This is a genomic window from Endozoicomonas gorgoniicola (assembly GCF_025562715.2).
GTDB classification, from domain to species: Bacteria; Pseudomonadota; Gammaproteobacteria; order Pseudomonadales; family Endozoicomonadaceae; genus Endozoicomonas_A; species Endozoicomonas_A gorgoniicola.
Genome location: NZ_JAPFCC010000001.1, coordinates 5,326,136 through 5,345,410 on the forward strand (window position 1 = coordinate 5,326,136; position 19,275 = coordinate 5,345,410).

General features: G+C 48.7%; 19 protein-coding genes. 11 read left to right on the forward strand and 8 right to left on the reverse strand.

Annotated features, from left to right (window positions below; translation table 11 throughout):
• Position 1 precedes the first annotated feature (1 nt).
• The 3 genes from lpxD (at position 2) to NX722_RS23920 (ending at position 2,795) form a co-directional block, all read left to right on the forward strand.
• Positions 2 to 1,027 carry a UDP-3-O-(3-hydroxymyristoyl)glucosamine N-acyltransferase gene (gene lpxD, locus NX722_RS23910; protein ID WP_262565361.1) on the forward strand — a complete coding sequence of 342 codons (1,026 nt, stop codon included), beginning with the start codon at positions 2 to 4 and terminating at the stop codon, positions 1,025 to 1,027.
• Between the two features lie 75 nt (positions 1,028 to 1,102).
• Positions 1,103 to 1,588 (forward strand): hypothetical protein, encoded by a 486-nt coding sequence (locus NX722_RS23915; protein WP_262565362.1) that lies wholly within the window; start codon positions 1,103 to 1,105, stop codon positions 1,586 to 1,588.
• Between the two features lie 85 nt (positions 1,589 to 1,673).
• Positions 1,674 to 2,795 carry an ABC transporter ATP-binding protein gene (locus NX722_RS23920; protein ID WP_262565363.1) on the forward strand — a complete coding sequence of 374 codons (1,122 nt, stop codon included), beginning with the start codon at positions 1,674 to 1,676 and terminating at the stop codon, positions 2,793 to 2,795.
• Between the two features lie 72 nt (positions 2,796 to 2,867).
• Here the strand turns inward: NX722_RS23920 and NX722_RS23925 are convergent, their stop codons facing one another.
• Together NX722_RS23925 and NX722_RS23930 are read right to left on the reverse strand one after the other, a co-directional pair.
• On the reverse strand, positions 2,868 to 3,497 hold the full coding sequence (locus NX722_RS23925; protein ID WP_262565365.1) for a putative adhesin: 630 nt from the start codon (positions 3,495 to 3,497) through the stop codon (positions 2,868 to 2,870).
• A 178-nt stretch (positions 3,498 to 3,675) separates the two neighbouring features.
• Positions 3,676 to 4,269 (reverse strand): arylesterase, encoded by a 594-nt coding sequence (locus tag NX722_RS23930; protein ID WP_262565366.1) that lies wholly within the window; start codon positions 4,267 to 4,269, stop codon positions 3,676 to 3,678.
• A 28-nt stretch (positions 4,270 to 4,297) separates the two neighbouring features.
• Here NX722_RS23930 and NX722_RS23935 point away from each other — a divergent pair, with 28 nt between their 5' ends.
• The 3 genes from NX722_RS23935 (at position 4,298) to NX722_RS23945 (ending at position 8,146) form a co-directional block, all read left to right on the forward strand.
• A complete protein-coding gene (locus NX722_RS23935; protein ID WP_262565367.1) occupies positions 4,298 to 5,032 on the forward strand; it encodes an ABC transporter ATP-binding protein in 735 nt (244 codons plus the stop codon).
• On the forward strand, positions 5,029 to 7,518 hold the full coding sequence (locus NX722_RS23940; protein WP_262565369.1) for an ABC transporter permease: 2,490 nt from the start codon (positions 5,029 to 5,031) through the stop codon (positions 7,516 to 7,518). The genes NX722_RS23935 and NX722_RS23940 overlap by 4 nt, the downstream gene beginning before the upstream one ends.
• A gap of 283 nt (positions 7,519 to 7,801) precedes the next feature.
• Positions 7,802 to 8,146, forward strand: a complete 345-nt coding sequence (locus NX722_RS23945) for a hypothetical protein (protein WP_262565370.1) — start codon at positions 7,802 to 7,804, stop codon at positions 8,144 to 8,146.
• A gap of 159 nt (positions 8,147 to 8,305) precedes the next feature.
• Here the strand turns inward: NX722_RS23945 and fliO are convergent, their stop codons facing one another.
• On the reverse strand, positions 8,306 to 8,728 hold the full coding sequence (gene fliO, locus NX722_RS23950; RefSeq protein WP_262565371.1) for a flagellar biosynthetic protein FliO: 423 nt from the start codon (positions 8,726 to 8,728) through the stop codon (positions 8,306 to 8,308).
• A 258-nt stretch (positions 8,729 to 8,986) separates the two neighbouring features.
• Between fliO and NX722_RS23955 the strand changes: the two genes are divergently transcribed.
• Positions 8,987 to 9,316: a hypothetical protein gene (locus tag NX722_RS23955; protein WP_262565372.1), complete on the forward strand. Its 330-nt coding sequence runs from the start codon at positions 8,987 to 8,989 to the stop codon at positions 9,314 to 9,316.
• Between the two features lie 10 nt (positions 9,317 to 9,326).
• Here the strand turns inward: NX722_RS23955 and NX722_RS23960 are convergent, their stop codons facing one another.
• The gene (locus NX722_RS23960) at positions 9,327 to 11,876 is read right to left on the reverse strand and encodes a hypothetical protein (RefSeq protein WP_262565373.1); all 2,550 of its coding nucleotides are present in this window, start codon (positions 11,874 to 11,876) and stop codon (positions 9,327 to 9,329) included.
• A 141-nt stretch (positions 11,877 to 12,017) separates the two neighbouring features.
• Complete coding sequence (locus NX722_RS23965; RefSeq protein WP_262565375.1) at positions 12,018 to 12,425, reverse strand: phnA protein; 408 nt, start codon at positions 12,423 to 12,425, stop codon at positions 12,018 to 12,020.
• Between the two features lie 136 nt (positions 12,426 to 12,561).
• On the opposite strand from NX722_RS23965, the gene NX722_RS23970 reads away from it, so the two are divergent.
• Complete coding sequence (locus NX722_RS23970; protein WP_262565376.1) at positions 12,562 to 13,221, forward strand: N-acetylmuramoyl-L-alanine amidase; 660 nt, start codon at positions 12,562 to 12,564, stop codon at positions 13,219 to 13,221.
• Between the two features lie 16 nt (positions 13,222 to 13,237).
• On the forward strand, positions 13,238 to 14,113 hold the full coding sequence (locus NX722_RS23975; RefSeq protein ID WP_262565377.1) for an amidohydrolase family protein: 876 nt from the start codon (positions 13,238 to 13,240) through the stop codon (positions 14,111 to 14,113).
• Here the strand turns inward: NX722_RS23975 and NX722_RS23980 are convergent.
• Positions 14,093 to 14,896 (reverse strand): phytanoyl-CoA dioxygenase family protein, encoded by an 804-nt coding sequence (locus NX722_RS23980; RefSeq protein WP_262565378.1) that lies wholly within the window; start codon positions 14,894 to 14,896, stop codon positions 14,093 to 14,095. The two genes, NX722_RS23975 and NX722_RS23980, sit on opposite strands and share 21 nt — an antisense overlap.
• Before the next feature lie 10 nt (positions 14,897 to 14,906).
• Positions 14,907 to 15,260, reverse strand: a complete 354-nt coding sequence (locus NX722_RS23985; RefSeq protein ID WP_262565379.1) for a hypothetical protein — start codon at positions 15,258 to 15,260, stop codon at positions 14,907 to 14,909.
• A 142-nt stretch (positions 15,261 to 15,402) separates the two neighbouring features.
• On the opposite strand from NX722_RS23985, the gene NX722_RS23990 reads away from it, so the two are divergent.
• Positions 15,403 to 15,987, forward strand: a complete 585-nt coding sequence (locus NX722_RS23990) for a GNAT family N-acetyltransferase (protein WP_262565380.1) — start codon at positions 15,403 to 15,405, stop codon at positions 15,985 to 15,987.
• Positions 15,988 to 16,039: 52 nt separating this feature from the next.
• Positions 16,040 to 17,233 (forward strand): class I SAM-dependent rRNA methyltransferase, encoded by a 1,194-nt coding sequence (locus NX722_RS23995; RefSeq protein WP_262565381.1) that lies wholly within the window; start codon positions 16,040 to 16,042, stop codon positions 17,231 to 17,233.
• 116 nt (positions 17,234 to 17,349) lie between these two features.
• On the opposite strand, the gene NX722_RS24000 is transcribed toward NX722_RS23995, so the two are convergent.
• Positions 17,350 to 18,987: a hypothetical protein gene (locus NX722_RS24000; RefSeq protein WP_262565382.1), complete on the reverse strand. Its 1,638-nt coding sequence runs from the start codon at positions 18,985 to 18,987 to the stop codon at positions 17,350 to 17,352.
• Positions 18,988 to 19,275 lie beyond the last annotated feature (288 nt).

Genomic DNA, 19,275 nt, shown 5'->3' on the forward strand with positions numbered 1-19,275 from the left:
TATGTTTGAAGCCTGTGAAATTGCCAGTTTTCTTAAGGGTCGGTTAGTTGGCGAAAAGGGGACCGGATTTACCGCCATTCGTTCTGTTACGGACAGCCTTCCCGGACACCTTGCCATTGTGTTGTCGAAACAGGATCTTAAGAAGGTTAATGAGTGCCAGGCAGACATCATCATAGGTCCGGAAGACATACTCTCTTCGAAAGCCCGCTCAAAAGTTATTGTCGACCAGTTAACTATTGGATTAGTGAATCAGTTGCTGCGGGCTTACAAGGTAGAAAAGTACCAGCTGCATGACCAGGGAAATATTTCGGAGTTTCCCGACGTTTATATTGGCAAACACACCCGCATTGGCAAGGGCTGTCATTTCATGCCGGGGGTAAAAATTATGAATGGTGTTGAGATCGGCGATAATGTCGCCATTCACGCCAATACGGTTATCAAGGAAGGCACCGTTATTGGCAATAATGTCACCATTGATTCCAACAACTCCATCGGCAATTACAGTTTCGAGTACATGCTTGATGCCAATCAGGCTTATGAGCGTCTGGAAAGTATTGGCGGTGTCATCATTGAAGACAATGTGGAAATAGGTGCCAACAATACCATCGACCGGGGCACGCTGGGCGACACCGTTATTGGTTACGGAACCAAGATCGATAACCTGGTACAGATTGGACACGATTGTCAGATAGGAAAACACTGTCTGATGATTTCCCAGTCTGGTATAGCCGGTCACAGTCGTCTTGGTAATCGGGTTATTGTCCATGGTCAGGTCGCCATTGCCGGGCATCTCTCCATTGGTGACAACAGTGTCATACAAGGCAAGTCCGGGGTGAGTCGCTCCTGTGGTCCAAACAGCAAACTGTTTGGCTACCCAGCCAGAGATTCCAGAGAGTATATGAAATCACTGGCGACACTCCATGCCCTCAGCAGCCAAAACAAAACAGGCGATGCCAAAGAAACCCGGGCCCCGCTGCGCAGCCGCAGCAAAACCCGAAAAGTTCTGGATATCATTTTTTCGTCCTGACCGATGTTCAGGGCAGTCGCCCTTTAACCATTTTCGCCGTACATCACAACAACGTTAGCGTGAGAGGTAGAGACCATGAAACTGAAAGCTATATTACCTGTATTATTATCTTCAGCCCTGGTGGGTTGCGCCGGTGGTCCGTCTGTGGACCAGAACATAAATCCGGTTGGCTCTGGCCCACTGGCGGATTGCAGCCTGCCTTCCCTGAATGAAAGCGGACCGATCCGACCACCTATGTACGTCACCGGAACTTTCTCAGACAGCAACTGGATGCATGACGAGCATCGTCGTATGTCTTATAAGGGCAAAGGAATCTACCAGGTGGTTATGGACACGGAAGAAGGTCCCATCAACTTCCAGTTTGCCAGCATGGGTTGGAAACCCCAGTACACAGCCGGCGAGGGCAGTATGACGGTTGGTCAGGAAGCCGAGCTGGTCAGAGGTGGCTTTATGAAAGACACCCGCGTGATCATTCCTGCTGAAGGCCGCTATGTCTGGAGTTTCCAGGTCGATGACAATCGTCAGCCAGTGCGTGCGATGATCTCGCAGTGTAAGCCATAACGCATTATTGATAACCCCACGACCGCTGCTGTTTATTGACTGTGGCGGTACTTCTGTCACTACCCCATGAGAGAGTGAAAACCGGATGGCTAACGTAAGCCTTAGAAGTGTTGAAAAAGAGTACGACAATGGATTCAAGGCTGTACATGGTATCGACCTTGATATTCACGATGGCGAATTCATGGTGTTCGTTGGCCCTTCCGGTTGTGCCAAATCGACCACACTGCGTATGATTGCCGGACTGGAAAAAATTTCCGCTGGTGAAATCAGCATCAGTGGCAAGGTGGTCAATGAGGTGGCCGCCAAAGACCGGGGCATTGCCATGGTGTTTCAAAACTATGCGCTCTATCCCCATAAAACCGTATTCGACAACATGGCCTTTGGCCTGAAAATGCAGAAACGCCCCAAAGAAGAGATCAAACAAAGGGTTGAAGAAGCGGCGGAGATGCTTGAAATAACGGACCTGCTTGATCGCAAGCCAAAGGAGATGTCCGGCGGTCAAAGGCAACGGGTGGCAGTAGGTCGGGCTATTGTGCGCAAACCGGATGTCTTTCTGTTTGATGAGCCTTTATCAAACCTCGATGCCAAGCTCCGGGTATCCATGCGGGTGAAAATTGCTCAGCTGCACAAAAAACTGAAAGAAGACGGTAACCCGGCAACGATGGTCTACGTGACCCACGACCAGACTGAAGCGTTAACCCTTGGTGATCGTATTTGCGTGCTGAACAAAGGGGATATCATGCAGGTTGATACGCCGGAAAATCTTTACAACCATCCTGCTAACCGGTTTGTTGCCGGGTTTATTGGCTCTCCGGCCATGAATCTTCTGGATGTTGCCCTGCACAGAGAGCAAAAAGAAGCTCGTATTACTCTGGCGGAAGGCGTCACTCTGTCACTGCCGCAGGACATACAGGCAAAAATCAGTGGCTACACACAAAAAGACATCTGTTTTGGTATACGCCCTGAACACATTGAACTGGCAACTGAACAGGACAGTGCTGAAAACACCTGTGAAGGTCTTCTGACCGTTGTTGAAAATATGGGTAACGAAAAGTATTTATATTTTCAGGTGGGTGATCATGAAGTTATTGCACGAACAGCCAGTTCGGCTGTTACCACAGCGGATATTGGACGACGGATTGATTTTAAAGTGAATGTTGAGGCCTGCCATTTGTTTGATACCCAGACGGGTCTCAGGTTGATATAAAACAGGTAAGTCCCGATCAGATTGCATCGGGACTTGCTTTTCAAAGCGTAAGTCCCGTCAAGTAAGGAAAAACTAAAGGATATGCCATCTACCAAGATCGCCCTGGTAGGTATGGGGCGACTCCTCAACAGACGGATCGTACTTGCGCCTGATTAAGGCATGAACAGATTCGCGGCAGAAATTAGAATGAATGCGTGTATATGGCTGATTCGTCTGCTGAAGGATACGAATTACCCGATTCAGATACATCTCGAACCTGGGCTGAACAATATCGAATTCCCAAAGTGGGTGGGCTATCGCTTTTTTGCCTGTATTGATCCGATCATCGGATATCATTTTTTTGACAGCCTCTGCAATGGTGAGGCTGCCCCTTACCAGACTCATTGAGGTCGGTTGCAAAGCATAGTTGGCACATAGTTGTCCCGACGTGAATATCTCCAGAGGTTCATACTCCCCTGCCATTAGCCCCACAAGACTGGAAAATAGAGCAGTCCCGTGTGGTGCATAGTAGTAAAGTGACATTCCTGCTGGTAGTGTAAAAAAATCTTCTGAGTCCAATACACCGACTTTGCGGGGTATAAACAGACCATGGCAATCAATAATCAGGCTTTGAACTGTGTTACCGCTATAGCCCTTGCAACTATATAGATTAAGGGCATTCATAAGAATGGTTTTTTTCACCGTTGGTCTGAAAAATATCATAACGAACAATTATGGATTTGAATTATGAGTGCATAATTTCTCTAACCAGAGAGCGTTTTTAAGGTATAGCACAGGGCCTTTATTCCAGTGAAATATCAAATCTGCTGACAACCGCCTCTGTATATTGCCACCAACCACTTGCTGACGGAATTTTCAGGTCAGCAAAAATGATCGCCGTTTAATCCAGAGCTGCTTTTATACGCGGCCAGACATTGTCAAAAATCTTTGGCTGGGCCTTGGCGGTAGGATGAATGCCGTCTGGCTGGTTCAGCTCCGGGTGGCCTGCTACGCCATCCAGAAAGAAAGGCACCACCTGAACTGTATATTGTTCGCCGAGGTCATGAAAAACCCGGGTAAATTGTCGGGTGTAGGCAGGTCCGTAATTAGGAGGGATCATCATTTCAAACAATAAAACCTCCACGTTTTTTTTCTGTGCGAGCTGAATCATCTGTTCCAGATTACCGGATATGGATTTCAGCGAAGTCCCGCGTAAACCGTCGTTTGCTCCCAGCTCCAGCAACATCAATTCCGGTCGATGTTCTTCAAGAGCGGCGGGTAAGCGACTGAGCCCTCCGGCAGTGGTTTCACCACTGATGCTGAGGTTGACTACCTTCCAGCCAGACTTGGTTTGATGGAGCTTTTCCTGTAATAAAGATACCCAGCCCTGTTGTATTTCAAGACCATAAGCGGCACTGAGGCTGTCTCCATACACCAGCAGGGTTTTCTGACTGACTGGTGTGGCAGAAGCAGCCTGTGCGACAAGTACTGACAAAAAAATTAAACTGGTTGCTAAACGACGAATGACTACAATCAAGAATGCATCCCCTCACGCAGCTGCTCACATGATAGCCGTAATGGCAAAGACTCTGGAGAAACAGGTCGTTGCACAGAGTGGCACTCTCACCATACTGTCCGGACTTGAGCTTATGATCAAGTCTGGCGAATCCGTTGCGATTGTTGGCGCTTCCGGTTCGGGGAAGTCGACACTGCTGGGGATTCTTGCCGGTCTGGATCTGCCAACGGGCGGAGAAGTTCACCTGGCAGGCCATCGTATCGACACTCTGGACGAAGATGAGCGGGCAAGGGTTCGTGGTGAGCATACCGGCTTTGTTTTTCAATCCTTTCAGTTACTGCCAAACCTCACGGCACTGGAAAATGTCATGCTGCCCCTTGAATTGTCGGGTGCTGAACAGGTGGCAGAAAACAGTCGTGCAATCCTGCAGCGGGTTGGTCTTGAGGGACGGCTGGATCATTACCCAAGACAGTTGTCGGGCGGTGAACAGCAGCGGGTGGCGATTGCCAGGGCGTTCGCTGGCAGTCCGGCTATTCTGTTTGCCGATGAACCCACGGGCAATCTGGACGAAAAAACCGGTGAGAGTATTATCCAGTTATTGTTTGAAGTGAATCGTGAGCGAGGCGCTACCCTGGTGCTGGTCACTCATGATATGGGGCTGGCTTCCCGTTGTGACCGGGTACTCCGGTTAACCGGGGGGGCGATTGTTGAAGAGCAGAGCAAGGTTGAGGTGGTGGTATGAACGCTACCCGGTTGTCTTTTCGGTTCTTACTGCGTGACTGGCGTTCTGGTGAACTCTGGTTACTGGTTTTATCACTGCTGATGGCCGTCAGCGTCAGTACCGCCATTGCTATTTTCAGTGAACGGCTGCAACTGGCTCTTGGGCGACAGGTGGCTGAAGTTATGGGAGCTGACATGATGATCCGCAGCTCCAGCCCTTTGTCTTCTAAAGTGCAGGCCGTATTAGATGCCCACCCTCTGGAGCAGGCTCAGCTGTTAGAGTTCCCTACGGTTGTTCTGGCAGGTGATGAAATGCAGATGGTGGCTGCCAAGGCTGTCCCGGACAATTATCCACTGCGTGGACATGTTCGTATTGCCAGCCAGCCTTTTGCGGAAGACCGGATTGCAGCAGAGGTTCCTGCGCCCGGAGAGGCGTGGCTGGAGCCAAGGTTGTTCTCTCTGCTGGGCGTTAAGATTGGGGATTCGCTGGAAGTGGGGGAAACCAGCCTGGTCATCACCCGGGCGATTACTTTGGAAACGGATCGGGGAGGCAATTTTTACAGCCTTGCCCCCCGGCTGATGTTCAACCTTGCAGACGTTCCTGCGACCAATGTGATTCAACCCGGTAGCCGTGTCAGCTGGAAAACCCTGATTGCGGGTGAAAGCCGGGATTTAAAAGCTTTCCAGAGCCAGGTGAAGCCCCTGCTCAACAACAGTGAACGTTTGTCTATGGCTGAAGACAATCGACAGGATTTAAGAAACTCAGTTGTACGACTAAGACAGTTTTTAGGGCTGGGCAGCCTTGCCGCTATTTTGCTGGCAGGTGTTGCCGTCGCCATGTCCAGCCGTCGTTTTGCTGAACGACGCTTTGATGCTATTGCAGTGATGCGCTGTGTTGGTGCGACACAGCAGCTTGTGATGAAAATACTGGTTGGAGAGCTGCTGCTGGTCGCAGTGCTGGTGGCCGTTCCCGGGGTTTTACTGGGCTGGCTCATGCAGGCTGGCGTACTGCAGCTGCTTAAAGGTGTTCTGCCTGGCTGGCTGCCTGAGGCTGGCTTTATGCCGATGCTGGTGGGCGGCGCTACAGGCGTGATTACGTTGATTGGTTTCGGGTTTGCTCCCTTGCTTCGGTTACAGGAGGTCACTCCGTTACGTGTACTGCGTCGTGACCTGACGCCAGAACCGCCCGGCGCCTGGCTGGTTTATGGCTTGTCTCTTGGTGCAATGATCACGCTGCTGTGGTATCACACCGGTCAATTAATGATGACGGTAGGCATAACACTGGCTGGCGCTTTGATACTGGCGCTGATTTCCCTCTGTATAAAGGTGGCGCTGGGTTTAATGCACAAACGGTTGCTCCGTCACTCCCTGCCGCTACAGTGGCGACTGGGTCTGAAGCGTTTATCTCAGGAACGTGGGCAGACTACGGCGCAGATGCTGGCATTTTCCCTGATCTTTATGTCGATGGCCATTGTACTTCTGCTGCGTACTGTTTTGCTGGAACGCTGGCAGCAGCAGTTGCCTGAGGGAACGCCTAATTATTTTGCCCTGAATGTGCAGCCTTCTGAAATAGACAGCTTTCGTCGTTTTCTTGAAGAACGACGGATTGGTCGCAGCACAATATATCCGATTGTCCGGGGGCGACTGACACACATTAACGGAGTTCCTGCAAAAGAGGCTGTGTCTGAAGATCAGCGAAACCATAACTCGTTAAACCGTGAATTAAGCCTGACCTGGTTAAATGAATTTCCGGAAGGCAACCGCCTGGTAGAAGGTCAGTGGTGGCAGAAAGGCAAAGGCTCGGAGCTGTCGGTGGAAATGAGCATTGTTGAACACCTTGGTGTTGCGCTGGGGGATCGGCTGACGTTTTCCATTTCCGGTCGTGAGGTGACGGCAACGATAACCAGCCTGCGCAGGGCTGACTGGGAATCCTTCCGCCCCAACTTTTATATGATGTTTCCGGAACGGACGCTGGGGGATATGCCAGCCAGCTGGCTGAGCAGTTTTTACCTGCCGCCGGACAGACGACTGCTGCTGAATGAATTTGTACAGACTTTTCCAACGGTTACATTGATCGACCTGGATGCCATTATCAGTCAGGTTCAGAGTATGGTACAGCGGTCCATTCTGGCTGTTGAAGGCATGCTGGTCGCGCTGTTTCTTGCCGGATTGCTGATGATGGCGTCGGCTATTGAGTCCAGTCTTGACGCACGGCTGCATGAAGGCGCCCTGATTCGTTCTCTTGGAGGTACCCGGCAACAGCTGTTGCGGTTACAGGTGGGTGAGTTTGTGGTGCTGGGCATTTTGTCAGGCTTTATTGCGGCTGTTGGGACTGAGCTTTGTAACTGGTGGCTTCATAATTATGTGTTCTGGATGAGGTGGCAGCCAGCCGTGTGGCTGTGGATGGCATTGCCTTTGGCTGGGGGATGCCTGATTGGGTTGTCGGGCTGGCTGGGGGTTCGGCGGGTTGTCCGACAGTCTCCAATGAGGGTGTTGAAAACTGTTTGAATTTTAATCAATTGTAAGGCAAAGGCTCTGGAACGCGCTGTTCTGAACGTTATCCACAGGTCATTCAGAGGCTTGATCAGTTAAATTGTGAATAAGTGGATAAGTTTTTCTGAGCAGTGTTGTTAATGTTTTGAAATGTCGTGTTAGAGTGGAATGATCTGGCTGATATTTCTGGTCAGGTCATTCTCTGGGTCATGGACAAAAAAAGCTGCCCGGGTGTTGATGATGTCAATGCTTCGGGTTCTTTGCCAAATAGTTGTTTGCCAAACAAAAGGACAACCGCATGAGCCACCACGAAGAAGCCTATCTGTGTTTACTCTGCCTGCGTGACAGCACCCGAAGAATTGCCCGGCTGTACTGGACCTATATAAACCTCAGAACCCTGTCTGGCGAGGTGCCTCCGATTCTGGTTGTGATGCTGAGTGTTCTGTGTGACAAACAGGATGGTCTGCACCAGAGGCTGCTGGACAGTTACCCTGATGATATGGAGCAGGGTAAATGGCATGACCAGGGAGAACAGAACAGGAAGTTGTCTGAGATGACAGATGAGACCCAGCAGGAGTTGCAGAAAATCTGCATGACCGAGATGACGATGATCGCGCTGGTTGGCAAAATGATGGAGCAATAATTCGGGGAGGTATCCGGAGTAACGCTGTGGATAACTCGTTGGATAACCTGATGAAGAGTGGTTGAAAAGCTGTTGTTACGCTGTTTGTACTTATCACACGGTTATCCACCGAAGTGTTCTGACTCCAGACTCACTTTTTTTCCACAGTTTTGTCGCCTTTTAAGACTCACCTTTTTCTTCTTTGTGGTTACCCTGCAGCAAGCGTTTAAAGTGATGGGCAAAATCCTTCGGGTTTTCAGTGGGTGCTGGTGGGACAGGCGATTTTTCAAAAGTATACACAGGTGTGACCTGATGGCTGGTGACTCCGACAAGAATATCCTTGTCGCCGACACGGATCAGGCAGACTCTGGCATGACTTGAGAGTGGTGCGCTGGCTATAACGGTAATGCCCTGTCCAAGGGTTGGTGAGTCGGGGTTTATTTTCTTAACCAGCCAGGCCAGAACAAAAATCAGTATGATCACCAGAATCAGGGGCATGACCACCTGCATCAGGCTAAGGTCTTCAATCCCGGGCTTTTCTTCTTCTGCAAACACACGAGCTGCAAACAGATAGGTCAGTAAACTGTAATACCGGATAGCCATTTTATTGTTCCGTAGATTGTTCCGTAGATAGTTCCGTAGGTAGATAGTTCCGTAGATTGTTCTGTAGATAGTTCCGTAGATAGATTGCTCTGTAGTGAGTGGCGCTCGTCGGTCGTGGCTGTTCTTCGACTATAAAACGACCATCCGGTAATAACAAGCAACCCCACTTTATCTGCCTGTGGCTGACCAGCTGCTTAAACAATATCAACAGCCAAACGATAACAGTGAATAAGCGGCTTGCTTCAGAAGGGTTAAAAAATGAGTCAATCGCTGTCACTGAATATCGAGCAAAAGCTGAAACAGAGCTATCTGGATCTGTCTGAGGCGCACCGGAACAGGGACTGGGAATGGCTGGCTGATCTGGAACCGGAGGTCAGAAATATCATTCAGAATACGACAAAAGACAAGGCTGTCCTGACTGAAAACGTACAGCAGTTATTAGGTGATCTTGAGTGGCTGTATCAGCAAATGATTGATACTTGTGAGCAGGAGATGAGCAAGGTTAAAAAGCAGGTTTTAGCCAGTCAAAAACGTCAGAAAGCCCTGTCTTCTTACCTGAACCGTCAACATAATACTGACTCGGAATAAGCCTCACCTTTTAATGGTTTAAATACTCAATCACTCCAAAATGATGATTCAGTAGCAGTGTAACCGCTTCAATGTTTTTCTGGTCTAAGCCGTCTTCAAGCGGAAAACAGGTTTGTCTTATCAAAGCTCTGCGGTTTCTTGCTTCAGCACCGCGTATGTTCTTCAGAGCCTCCGGGGTCATGTATTTCATGGCATGGCTGTATTCTTTACAGGTCACGGTATCCAGTTTTTTGTTTATTTTTATGTAGGCGGGAACAGTGCAGGTAGTCAGTAAACTGCAAAAGCGCAGCATGTCTATGGACTCGCGTTGAGGATATGCGCCTTCAACACACTGAGACAAGGCTATTCTGTCCGGTACCGGAGGGAAGCCAACATCTTTAATCATAAATTTAAAGTTGGTCTCAAAGTATTCTGATGGTTTCCATTGGTCGGCAGGAATGTTTGCTGCCATTTTAGTAGCTTGTGGGAGCAGAGCCATAACCGTACTGGCCCTGAGCAGTTGACTGGACTGGCAGAAATTCAGGGCTCTGCCAATGTCTTTGCCGGTAGCTCTATCGCCCAGCATCATGGGTAGCAGAAGATCTGATGCTTCCTGCTGTTCATCCGCTGTCAGATTTTGTTTGGGGTCTTTGACCAGGGTATGAACAAAGTCGCAGGCTCGCTTGATGTCTGCATGGCAGTCAAGAGCAACCCTTTTACGGTAATGATCCAGAAACGCACGCAATTTGGGGATAGACCTACGGTCTTTACCGTAAGCCTCAGCCATGGGCCTGGCTCCCATCAGGTGGAACTGTGTTGCCCAGATTTCTGCTGCTTTTTCGGGATTGCTGTCTATCATTGCACCCAGCTCGGAGATTCGACAGTCGTTTGCCCTGAAAAGATACGTATCCCTGTTTTCCAGCATCTTCTGGTAAGTCTCATCATCCCACTCGTCAACAAGAGTAATCTCGTCGACCGATTCAATGACTCTGGTTTCAAACTCTCCGGGGATCTCTCTGCCGGTGACTCTGTCCCGCCTGGCTTCCTTCACAAACGATTTATAAGTGACTTCGGTTTTACCAGCAGGATCGTTCAGGGCGCGCCGAATTGCATCTATGCAGTTTCTTAGCCGCTCTCGTTGAGAAACCAGCTCTGCACTATCGACCAACTGATGTAACACCAGTAATTCATAGACTTCTTCGTAACTCAAATTCTGCAGTCTTTGGGCGGTTGAGCGATCGATAAAGTTGGGTACCCGGCCTGCCATATTAATACGAAAAGGGCTGGTTAGTGAGCGGGCTTCTTCATTGTCATGCACGTTGCCCGCTGCAGCACAGAGATCATTATCGATTAACTGTATCCCGCAATAAGTATCTTCATCTCCATCTTCATCTTCATAGGTTTTGGGAACAAAGAAAATATTACTGAGGTTTCGGTCTACGCTGCCCGCAAGGTGGTCAAGAAGCTGAGCCTCAGCCAGTGCTTTTTGTGTTTTCGGGTGACGCAGCTCCAGAGGAGCAATGTCAACAACCTGTTCTCTGGTCAATACCAGATCTCTGTCATGATAGAGTGCTTTCAAGTCCTCATCTGACATTCTGGAAAGCCGTGCTTTCAGATCGGGTGAGTTACTCGGAAGTCTGAAGCTTCTGCCCTGGTCAATATATTCACCATGTACAATGTCTGGCACCATTTCCGCAATATCTGCATTGTAGGCCTCGTCAACGCTGCCTCTTTCTGAAACATGCTGACCTTCTACAAACTGCTGGCAGGAGCCGGGCTGGCCATTATGGATGGCATAAAATGTGGGCGGTGTTAGCTCCATTCCCATGAGCAGGTCCAGCTCATAAAAATAGACTGATCGGTGACTAAGTTTGGCTGTCTCTGAATTATCACAGATGCCAAACGCTTTGGCGGCTTCAGCATTAATCTTCTGGTCAGGTGTTGAGGCTTTGAAAACGGCGACAAACGACTCATCGTCTGGGTTTTCTGCTTTATAAGTTACCTTGGCGATAGACGCAGAGTTACCTCTGGCAAAGTTCTCCCGGGCATCCAGTTCATCTTCTGGCAGGTAAATTTTGCCAAACTCTTTTTTTATACCAAACAACAGTCGTTTTTCTTTGGCAATGTTGCGTAGTATCTCTTCGACCATTTGATATCGTTTTAATTCCTGGTCCGAGGGGGGGGCTGGCAGAGGGTATTTTGCAAGATAATTTCTGGCAGAAGCCTCCATTCCGAAAAGTAGATCGATTTTTTCTTCCCGGCGCGTTGAGGTGTCCCTGGGGTATTCATCATATTGGCATGCAAGATCTATCACTTGTTTATATAAACTATCAAACCAGTACCCCGGCGTAACGCCTTCAAGCTGGACTGTATCTCGGTTAGGAATGGGGTTGCCAAACGAAGGGAGCCTTCTTTTTAAAGCGTCTTTTAAGTGGCCTGCTTTATACGGTTTATGCGCCCGAACAGAATACCCCTTGAAATAACTGTCTTCTGGCCGGATTGACACTATGTCATCGCCCTTTACCAGGCATAAGGACTCCATCATGCCTTGCGAGTTAAAATCAGTTTTTCCAGGACCCATAGTTTTTCCGATGTAGTCTGTTCAGCCAATGAAGTTACCTGTGGTCAGGTACTTATCAGCTATAACTATCGGCAGGGAGGCACCAATGAATAAACCTTTTTCTCAGGCACCTGCCTCATCTTGTCTGGCGCAAAGGTTGATTCAGGGATTGTTGGCCCAGTCTTCAACCTCTGCATCCAGATAAACGTGTTCCAGTATTTCACCAACCCATGGATAGTCGTTTTCCAGTTGCCGTAACACCCTCAGAGAGACGACCTGGGCAACTGGCAATGTACCCCATATTGTTTTACCCAGACAGCGCCAGTGATCCGGCTGAACCCGTTTGGGTTTGTTGTCCAGATAATCAAGCTGTTCCTGACAGGTTTCGCACACCATCAGGCAGTGATCAATGTCAGGTTCTTCCGGTACCGGGTCGACTTCCCGGGTTTTCAGTGGCACGCCTGCTGCTTCACACAGTTCGCATTTAGAGCTGGCACGCCGGGCAAGGTCTTTGCCAAGACGATTCAGGGCATAGACCCGTTCCTGATGTTTCTGCATACCTTTCGCCATAATGGGACTCCTGGGTAAGTGACTGGTCTGGATAGTAACGGCTTCCATAGGGAGAAGCGACAGATAGTCGATTGTTGGTGGTAGATTGTTTGGTGATTTTCAGGCAGGTTTAATAGATCAGCCCCAGAGACTGCTTATGAACGTCTATCGACTTGCCAGCCCCAATTGTGACCGAACAGAGATTGCTGTTGAGCACCTTATCCTGCATTACACGGCGGTGGATTTGCAGGGAACGCTGGATCTTTTTATGAATGGTGACAATGAAGTCTCGGCACATCTGATCATTGATACCGACGGCGGAATTTATGAATTGGTACAATGTCTGGAAGGTAAAGCCTGGCGAGCCTGGCATGCTGGTGTCAGCCGTTACAGTGGCAGGGAGATGTTTAACGATCACTCCATTGGTATCGAACTGGTCAATCTGAACGGCAATCTGTTTTCCTACACTGATGCCCAGTACGAGGCTTTGCAGCAAGTGGTGCAGGTGCTTAAGCAGTCTTTTCCGGCACTGGCTGATCCTGAGCAGGTAATGGGGCATGAACACATTGCCGGTTTTCGTGGCAAGGCAGACCCCGGGTTGCAGTTTGACTGGAGTCGTTTTTATCGTGAATGCTACCCGGAAATGACAGCCCCGGAGCGCAAAGCGGTCTGTCCGGAAGCGTTGCAGCAGGCACTAATGCCTCTGGCAGAACGGGTTTCTGCCGGAGCCTCTTCCGGGGCAACAGTGGGAGATGCCCGCTACTGGCAGGCTATCAGCTCTCTAACCGAGTCAGTGGTGAAGCTGCTGAAAGAATAAGAATGGTTAACTGACAATGAAGATTCTTCGCTATTTTCTTGTGTCCGTGGTGGCGGCCTTTCTGTTGGTACTGGCGACCTCCATCTATTTCTGGTTTTACCTTAATCCGACACCTGTTGGTAAGCAGTTGTTTGTGAATGGTGTGATACTCACCATGGACGACTATGACACGATTGCGGACGCGGTTCTGGTTGAACGGGACCGAATTGTGGCAACCGGCACTGAAGATAGTTTGAAGAAACAGGCAGATGATGCCCATATCATTGATCTGGAAGGGAAAGCGCTGATTCCCGGCTTTATCGATATCCACGGACACTTTTTCAGTAGCAAAATGAACATCTCTTTTGCCGATGGGCTGGACATATTAAGCCTGAATGTGGAGAAGTATCTTGTACGTGGCGTTACCAGCGTTCGGGCTGCTTTGCCCCGTCAGGTAGAAAACAAGCCTTTGGAACTCTTGTCGCAAATTGGGGTTATTCCCCAGCGGGTCTTTATCCAGAAAAACAGCAAATCGTATACCAGTACTCTTGTAGAGCCTTTGAAAACGATCAGCGACTCGATCGTTCCATCTGAAATCGCACCATCTGAAATCGCACCACCTGAAACCGCGCTAAATGAAGAGCCTGATAAATACGATCAGTCACAAAGAATTATGTTGTTATTAAGACGCTTTACCATTGATGCTGCAAGAGAGCTGGATGTGGACAGGAAAACCGGCTCTATAGAAGCGGGCAAGCTGGCGGATTTTCTGGTGTTGTCTGATAATCCACTGACCCATCAAAGCAGTCTTGGTCAGATTCACGTAGACCAGACCTGGATTGGTGGTGTTCAGCGGTTTAACCGGCACCGTTTTTCTGAAGACGATGACCGTTTACCAGCGAGTCAGCCCTAACAGCTTTTGTCCAAGCTCTGTCAGCTTTGCTACTTCCCCATCTTCCGGGTCTTGCTGATAAGGCATGTTCCGCCACTTTTCCGGGGCTCGTCTGGCCTGCCAGAGAGCGATTCTGCTGGCACGGCTCTCTTCTGAATCCTCTGGACACATAGAGATGTACTGGGCAAGCCGGGGCTGGTCAGACGTATTGATGTTTCCGGAGTGCGGCAGCCGCGAATCCCAGATGATCAGGCTTCCGGCTGTGGCTGCAACATTTCTTATTTCGTAGCCTTCCAGTTCTTCATTGCTGAACCACAGGTCTTTTTTCTGTTTCAGAACTTCCGGCTGTTTGAACAGTTCCGGTACGCAGCAGAAAGCACCCTGGTTTTCTTCCGTATCGGTGAGATAGAGAATTCCCTGTAAACGCAGAGAGGTTATTTTCTGATAAGGGAAGTCAAGATGAATATTGCTTTTGTCGAAGGCTTCTGGCTGCCTTTGCGGTGGTTTGAATGACAGCCGGTCAAGCCTGACCCAGAGTTTTTCGGTCGCCAGCAGTCTGGCGAATGCCTGATGGACAGACGGATGCTGACGTATATTCCAGAGAGCCTGATGTTGATGTATGGGGACAATACCGTTGTGTCCCAGATCTTTTTTATACCAGCTATCCGGTTTTTTCAGGTCTGCCCCGGTAAACGACATAATAAGCTTTACCACGTCGCTGCAAAGCGCCTGGGAAACAATACCGGGTAGAACAATATAGCCTTCGGCAGCTAGGTTGTATTGATGTTGTTTGGTTATGCTCATAACCAGAAGTTTAATGCAGTGTAATGTTCCTGTCCTGCTCTTCCAGGCTGTCCAGCAGGGTTTCCACCACATTACGAATAATCTGTGTGTCACGGTTCAGCTCGTGGTATTTAATAATGCCCATCAGCACCTGAGCGAGTGGGTAGGTTCGCAGGTACCCTTTTATTTCCTGAGGCTCGACCAGTTGCAACGCCTGATCAACAAATTCATTGGCGCCCTGGGTAAAACCTGACTGGGCAGCGGCTACCAGTTCTCGCAGGGGCTTGCTGTCCGGCAGGCCGTTGTATTTGATCAACAGCCGGGCAAGAGACTCCTGGTAGGTTTCCATGAGCTGTTTTTCCTTGTTATGGCTATCAGTGGACATGGGTAATACTCCTGTCTTCAGTACTGTAGATAGCAGACTAAAGATGAACACAGCCCTAACCTATCCGTAAATTTCTAATATTTATGGGTTTTATTGGAATATTTGATGGGTTTTTACTGATTTTCAGGTGGTTTTCTCCTTAATGTCCCTGATCGAAAAGCAGCCGGTTGAATATCCTCTCCTGCAACCCAACATAAGCAGCACACTCATGATGTTAATAGAGGGTACGCCAGTGAGCAGTCCCATTGTTAATACAGTTGTTAGTACAATTGTTCGTAAAGCTCAGGAAATTGATATAAAGCCTCTGGTTAAACTCTGCAAGGAGTCCCTGCTGGCCAGTTATGGAGAACTGGTTGAAGCAGAGCGGCTGCGACCCTGGTCCGAAGGGGGAGACATTGAGAAATATGTACAGGGCATCTGGCCGGATATGCTGGTAGCGGTTGATGGGCCAGACCTTGTGGGCATGCTGGCTTTGCAGGGTAACCGAATTGATATTGTCTGGGTAGCTCAGGCGCTTCGCCAGCAGGGAATTGGACAGATGCTGATGGACACGGCAGAAGAGCAGGTTGCACTAACGTGTAAATCCATAGAGGTGGAATGTCTTGGCCCTGATATTCAAACCATCCAGTTTTATGAAGACCGTGGCTACGTCAGGGTGAAAGAGTATGTGGATAACATGAGCGGTGTCGACAAGATCGTGATGTCCAGAACGCTTGAATCTGTATAATGCGCTCCCTCTGTTTAATTAATAACTGTTTACCCATCGGGCATTCCCCTCTATGACTCATAAAGCATTGCGGCTGAAAGATCGGGCTGACCGCCGTCTGAAAGCAGGCCATTTGTGGATTTACAGCAACGAAGTCGACACTAAGGCAACACCTCTGAAAAGTTTTTCTACTGGTGAGCTGGTTCTCATCGAAAACGCCGCAGGCAAAGCCATTGGCACGGGTTATGTTAATCCGAATACGCTGATCTGCGCTCGCCTGGTGAGTCGTGATGCCCGGTATATGCTCGACAAATCCCTGCTGGTTCATCGAATTAAAGTCGCCCTGAGCCTGCGTGAGCGACTGTTCGACAAGCCCTGCTACCGATTAATTTTTGGTGACAGCGACAGTCTGCCGGGTCTGGTAGTCGACCGGTTTGGCGATGTACTGGTGGTGCAGATTTCTACAGCCGGAATGGAGCTGGCGAAAGACCAGATTGTGGAAGCACTGGTGCAGGTGCTGAAGCCGACAGGTATTTTGCTGAAAAACGATGGGTCTTCCCGCAAGCTGGAAAATCTGCCGGAGTACATTGAGGTGGCTCATGGTGAAGTGCCTGATGAGGTGGAGCTGGAAGAAAACGGTGTACGCTTCCTGGCACCGGTAATGAAAGGACAGAAAACCGGCTGGTTCTACGATCATCGCCTGAACCGTGACCGTCTGCGTCACTACGTAAAAGGCAAGCGGGTTCTGGACGTATTCAGTTACGTCGGTGGCTGGGGCGTTCAGTGTGCAGCCTTTGGTGCGGAAGAAGTGATCTGTGTGGACGCTTCTGAAAAAGCCGTTGACCTGGTTCATCGAAATGCCGAACTGAACGGCCTGCAGGACAAAGTCGGCACCATGCAGGGCGATGCGTTTGAGGCCCTGAAACAGCTGAAAGCCGAAGGGGAGCAGTTTGATGTCATCATTGTTGACCCGCCCGCGTTTATTAAACGACGTAAAGACGTTAAAGCCGGTGAACTGGCTTACCGTCGCATCAATGAGATGGCTATGCGGTTGCTGAGCAAGGATGGCATTCTGGTGGCCTGTTCCTGTTCCATGCACCTGCAGCGTGACAGTATGCTGGATGCACTGCGCGCAGGCAGTCGCCATATTGAGCGAAACCTGCAAATTATTGAACAGGGTCATCAGGGACCTGATCACCCAATCCTGCCTGCCATTCCGGAAACGGAATACATCAAGGCGATGACTGCCAGGGTGACACGGGTATAAACGTCAAGCCTCTTTTAATTCAAGCCGAACTGGAAGAGGCTTTGCCCTCTTCCATAGCAGGTGATGGAAAAGGGCGTAATGGTTTGACTATTCGTTGAGACTGATCATTCGGGTATCTATTTTGAACCAGCGTTGGGACTATAGCTTGAGCCCAAAACAGGAGTGCCAGGCATAAGACCTCTTACCGCTTCTACTCTGTTCATTTCCAGTGGCTGTTCCTCATCTGAGGCTGCTCCCCCGCCCTCTGAATGCCTTGAGAAGATACATGATAATAGCCCCCGGAACCAGGCAGCCCAGGCTCGTTGTTGTGGCTCAGGTTCCGGTGTAGATGCTGGTACCAGAACGGCTTCAGCCGAGTAATGAGAGTTAACTTCAGAGACATAATCTAAACGCCTTAAAAATTCCCAATTTAAATGGTTTCCTCTTGGAGCCCCGTTGGGAGATAGGTCCTCTGATAACACAAGATCAACGATTATACTGTTACCATCACGTTGACAAATCCTTACAGAGTTGCGCAACAATATAAAGACAGATTTGGGATTTCTGACTCTTATCTCTCTTGCAAAGCTTTTAAGGTGTCGGATAATCGTATCGGTAGGTGTTGAATCTAGAAAACTCAGGATGATTTGAAATCTGGCTACCATGCCTCTGTTGAGATCCAGACCCTCGTGGTCATGGTCGGATCGGAAATAACCCTGTTGGCTTCCCCTTTCCAATCCTTCTTCTATCGCCAGTATCTTTGCTTCTGCCTGCTCTTCTGTCAGCTCTTCTGTCAGCTCTTCTGTCAGCTCTTCTGCCTGCTTTTCTGTCAGAGCAGCATCCTCATTATTTTCCTCCCAAACTGGCTCAACCTGATCATTTATTACCGTTGTTGCAGACGTACCCTCTCCAAAATTTTCTGGCGGGATTAGTTCATTCATTCCATCTGTTGCCGTTGTTACTGACGTACCCTCTCCAAAATTTTCTGGCGGGACGAGTTCATTCATTCCATCTGTTGCCGTTGTTGCAGACGTACCCACTCCATCATTTTCTGACGAAATTATTAGTTCATTCATACCCCCTGTTGTAGCCACTGAACCGAAACCGGCGCTAAGAGCGACCCTGAGTGATGATAGAGTGGCGTCCATATCGGAGGCATCATTGATGCGAATAATTAATTTGTGTATTGTTCCATCACTATCAAAGTACATACCTCGTATTGAATACCCTTTAATGGTGTCCAGTACCTTCATAGAATCAAGGTGAGCCTTAATTCTGTTTATCAGGTCATTGGGGTTTTTAGAGAATTCTTCTTTTGATAATCGAATCTGGATTATTCCATATTCTTTAACATTGTGATTTTCCGTATGTTGGGTGTTCAGATGTTCGTTGTTGTTTAAAAAGCTAATGCTGCGTAGTTCTTCGGATATGACTCTTGATCTTGCCCGCTCCGCAGTCGATGACTCCCTACCAAGCCAGACAGTATTTCGTCTAACCTGGATTTGAATCCATTGGTCGTAATTCAACGCCTCATCGACACTAACTTCTCTTACGGTAGATGAGCGAAGCTCTAGTAGTGGAATGTTTATGCTACGGAAATTATGATCATAAAAAATAAATCTTTTACCCGTTTCCCCATCTGTATATTCATAATAATGTCGAACATTGTCTTTTTTAAATCCTTTCGCTTGCCCGGCTCCTGAATAAATACCAATGAATACCAGACTAAAAACGACCAAACAAAATGACATGTAACGACCAATAGGCGTTTTCATCAGCGTGTACCATAAAATGATTTCAGATAAAAAATAGGCATAAGTTTTTTTTTGTCCACTTTAAATTTTAAGTACTCAATGACATCCGCCCGTCTCGAAAACGAACCAGTGTCGTTTAGTCTGTCTTCTGCAGCCATTCTTAGGGTAGACATTGACAGTCGATGATAATGTACTGTGGTTATGAATCTTGATGAATTTAATAAATTAATTTTTGTCTGAAGAAAAGTTGTAGCTGCCCAGAATTTGCAGTGGCGAAAATATAAAATACTTTATATGAAAATATGGCAG

Bases quoted from the DNA above. Each gene is read 5' to 3' on its own strand.
- NX722_RS23975 (WP_262565377.1), top strand. From the start codon at position 13,238: ATGAAGATTCTTCGCTATTTTCTTGTGTCCGTGGTGGCGGCCTTTCTG.
- NX722_RS23990 (WP_262565380.1), top strand. From the start codon at position 15,403: ATGTCCCTGATCGAAAAGCAGCCGGTTGAATATCCTCTCCTGCAACCC.
- NX722_RS23920 (WP_262565363.1), top strand. From the start codon at position 1,674: ATGGCTAACGTAAGCCTTAGAAGTGTTGAAAAAGAGTACGACAATGGA.
- NX722_RS23945 (WP_262565370.1), top strand. From the start codon at position 7,802: ATGAGCCACCACGAAGAAGCCTATCTGTGTTTACTCTGCCTGCGTGAC.
- NX722_RS23940 (WP_262565369.1), top strand. From the start codon at position 5,029: ATGAACGCTACCCGGTTGTCTTTTCGGTTCTTACTGCGTGACTGGCGT.
- NX722_RS23915 (WP_262565362.1), top strand. From the start codon at position 1,103: ATGAAACTGAAAGCTATATTACCTGTATTATTATCTTCAGCCCTGGTG.
- NX722_RS23935 (WP_262565367.1), top strand. From the start codon at position 4,298: ATGACTACAATCAAGAATGCATCCCCTCACGCAGCTGCTCACATGATA.
- NX722_RS23965 (WP_262565375.1), bottom strand. From the start codon at position 12,425: ATGGCGAAAGGTATGCAGAAACATCAGGAACGGGTCTATGCCCTGAAT.
- NX722_RS23980 (WP_262565378.1), bottom strand. From the start codon at position 14,896: ATGAGCATAACCAAACAACATCAATACAACCTAGCTGCCGAAGGCTAT.
- NX722_RS23970 (WP_262565376.1), top strand. From the start codon at position 12,562: ATGAACGTCTATCGACTTGCCAGCCCCAATTGTGACCGAACAGAGATT.
- NX722_RS23960 (WP_262565373.1), bottom strand. From the start codon at position 11,876: ATGGGTCCTGGAAAAACTGATTTTAACTCGCAAGGCATGATGGAGTCC.
- NX722_RS23985 (WP_262565379.1), bottom strand. From the start codon at position 15,260: ATGTCCACTGATAGCCATAACAAGGAAAAACAGCTCATGGAAACCTAC.
- NX722_RS23955 (WP_262565372.1), top strand. From the start codon at position 8,987: ATGAGTCAATCGCTGTCACTGAATATCGAGCAAAAGCTGAAACAGAGC.
- fliO (WP_262565371.1), bottom strand. From the start codon at position 8,728: ATGGCTATCCGGTATTACAGTTTACTGACCTATCTGTTTGCAGCTCGT.
- NX722_RS24000 (WP_262565382.1), bottom strand. From the start codon at position 18,987: ATGAAAACGCCTATTGGTCGTTACATGTCATTTTGTTTGGTCGTTTTT.
- NX722_RS23995 (WP_262565381.1), top strand. From the start codon at position 16,040: ATGACTCATAAAGCATTGCGGCTGAAAGATCGGGCTGACCGCCGTCTG.
- NX722_RS23925 (WP_262565365.1), bottom strand. From the start codon at position 3,497: ATGATATTTTTCAGACCAACGGTGAAAAAAACCATTCTTATGAATGCC.
- lpxD (WP_262565361.1), top strand. From the start codon at position 2: ATGTTTGAAGCCTGTGAAATTGCCAGTTTTCTTAAGGGTCGGTTAGTT.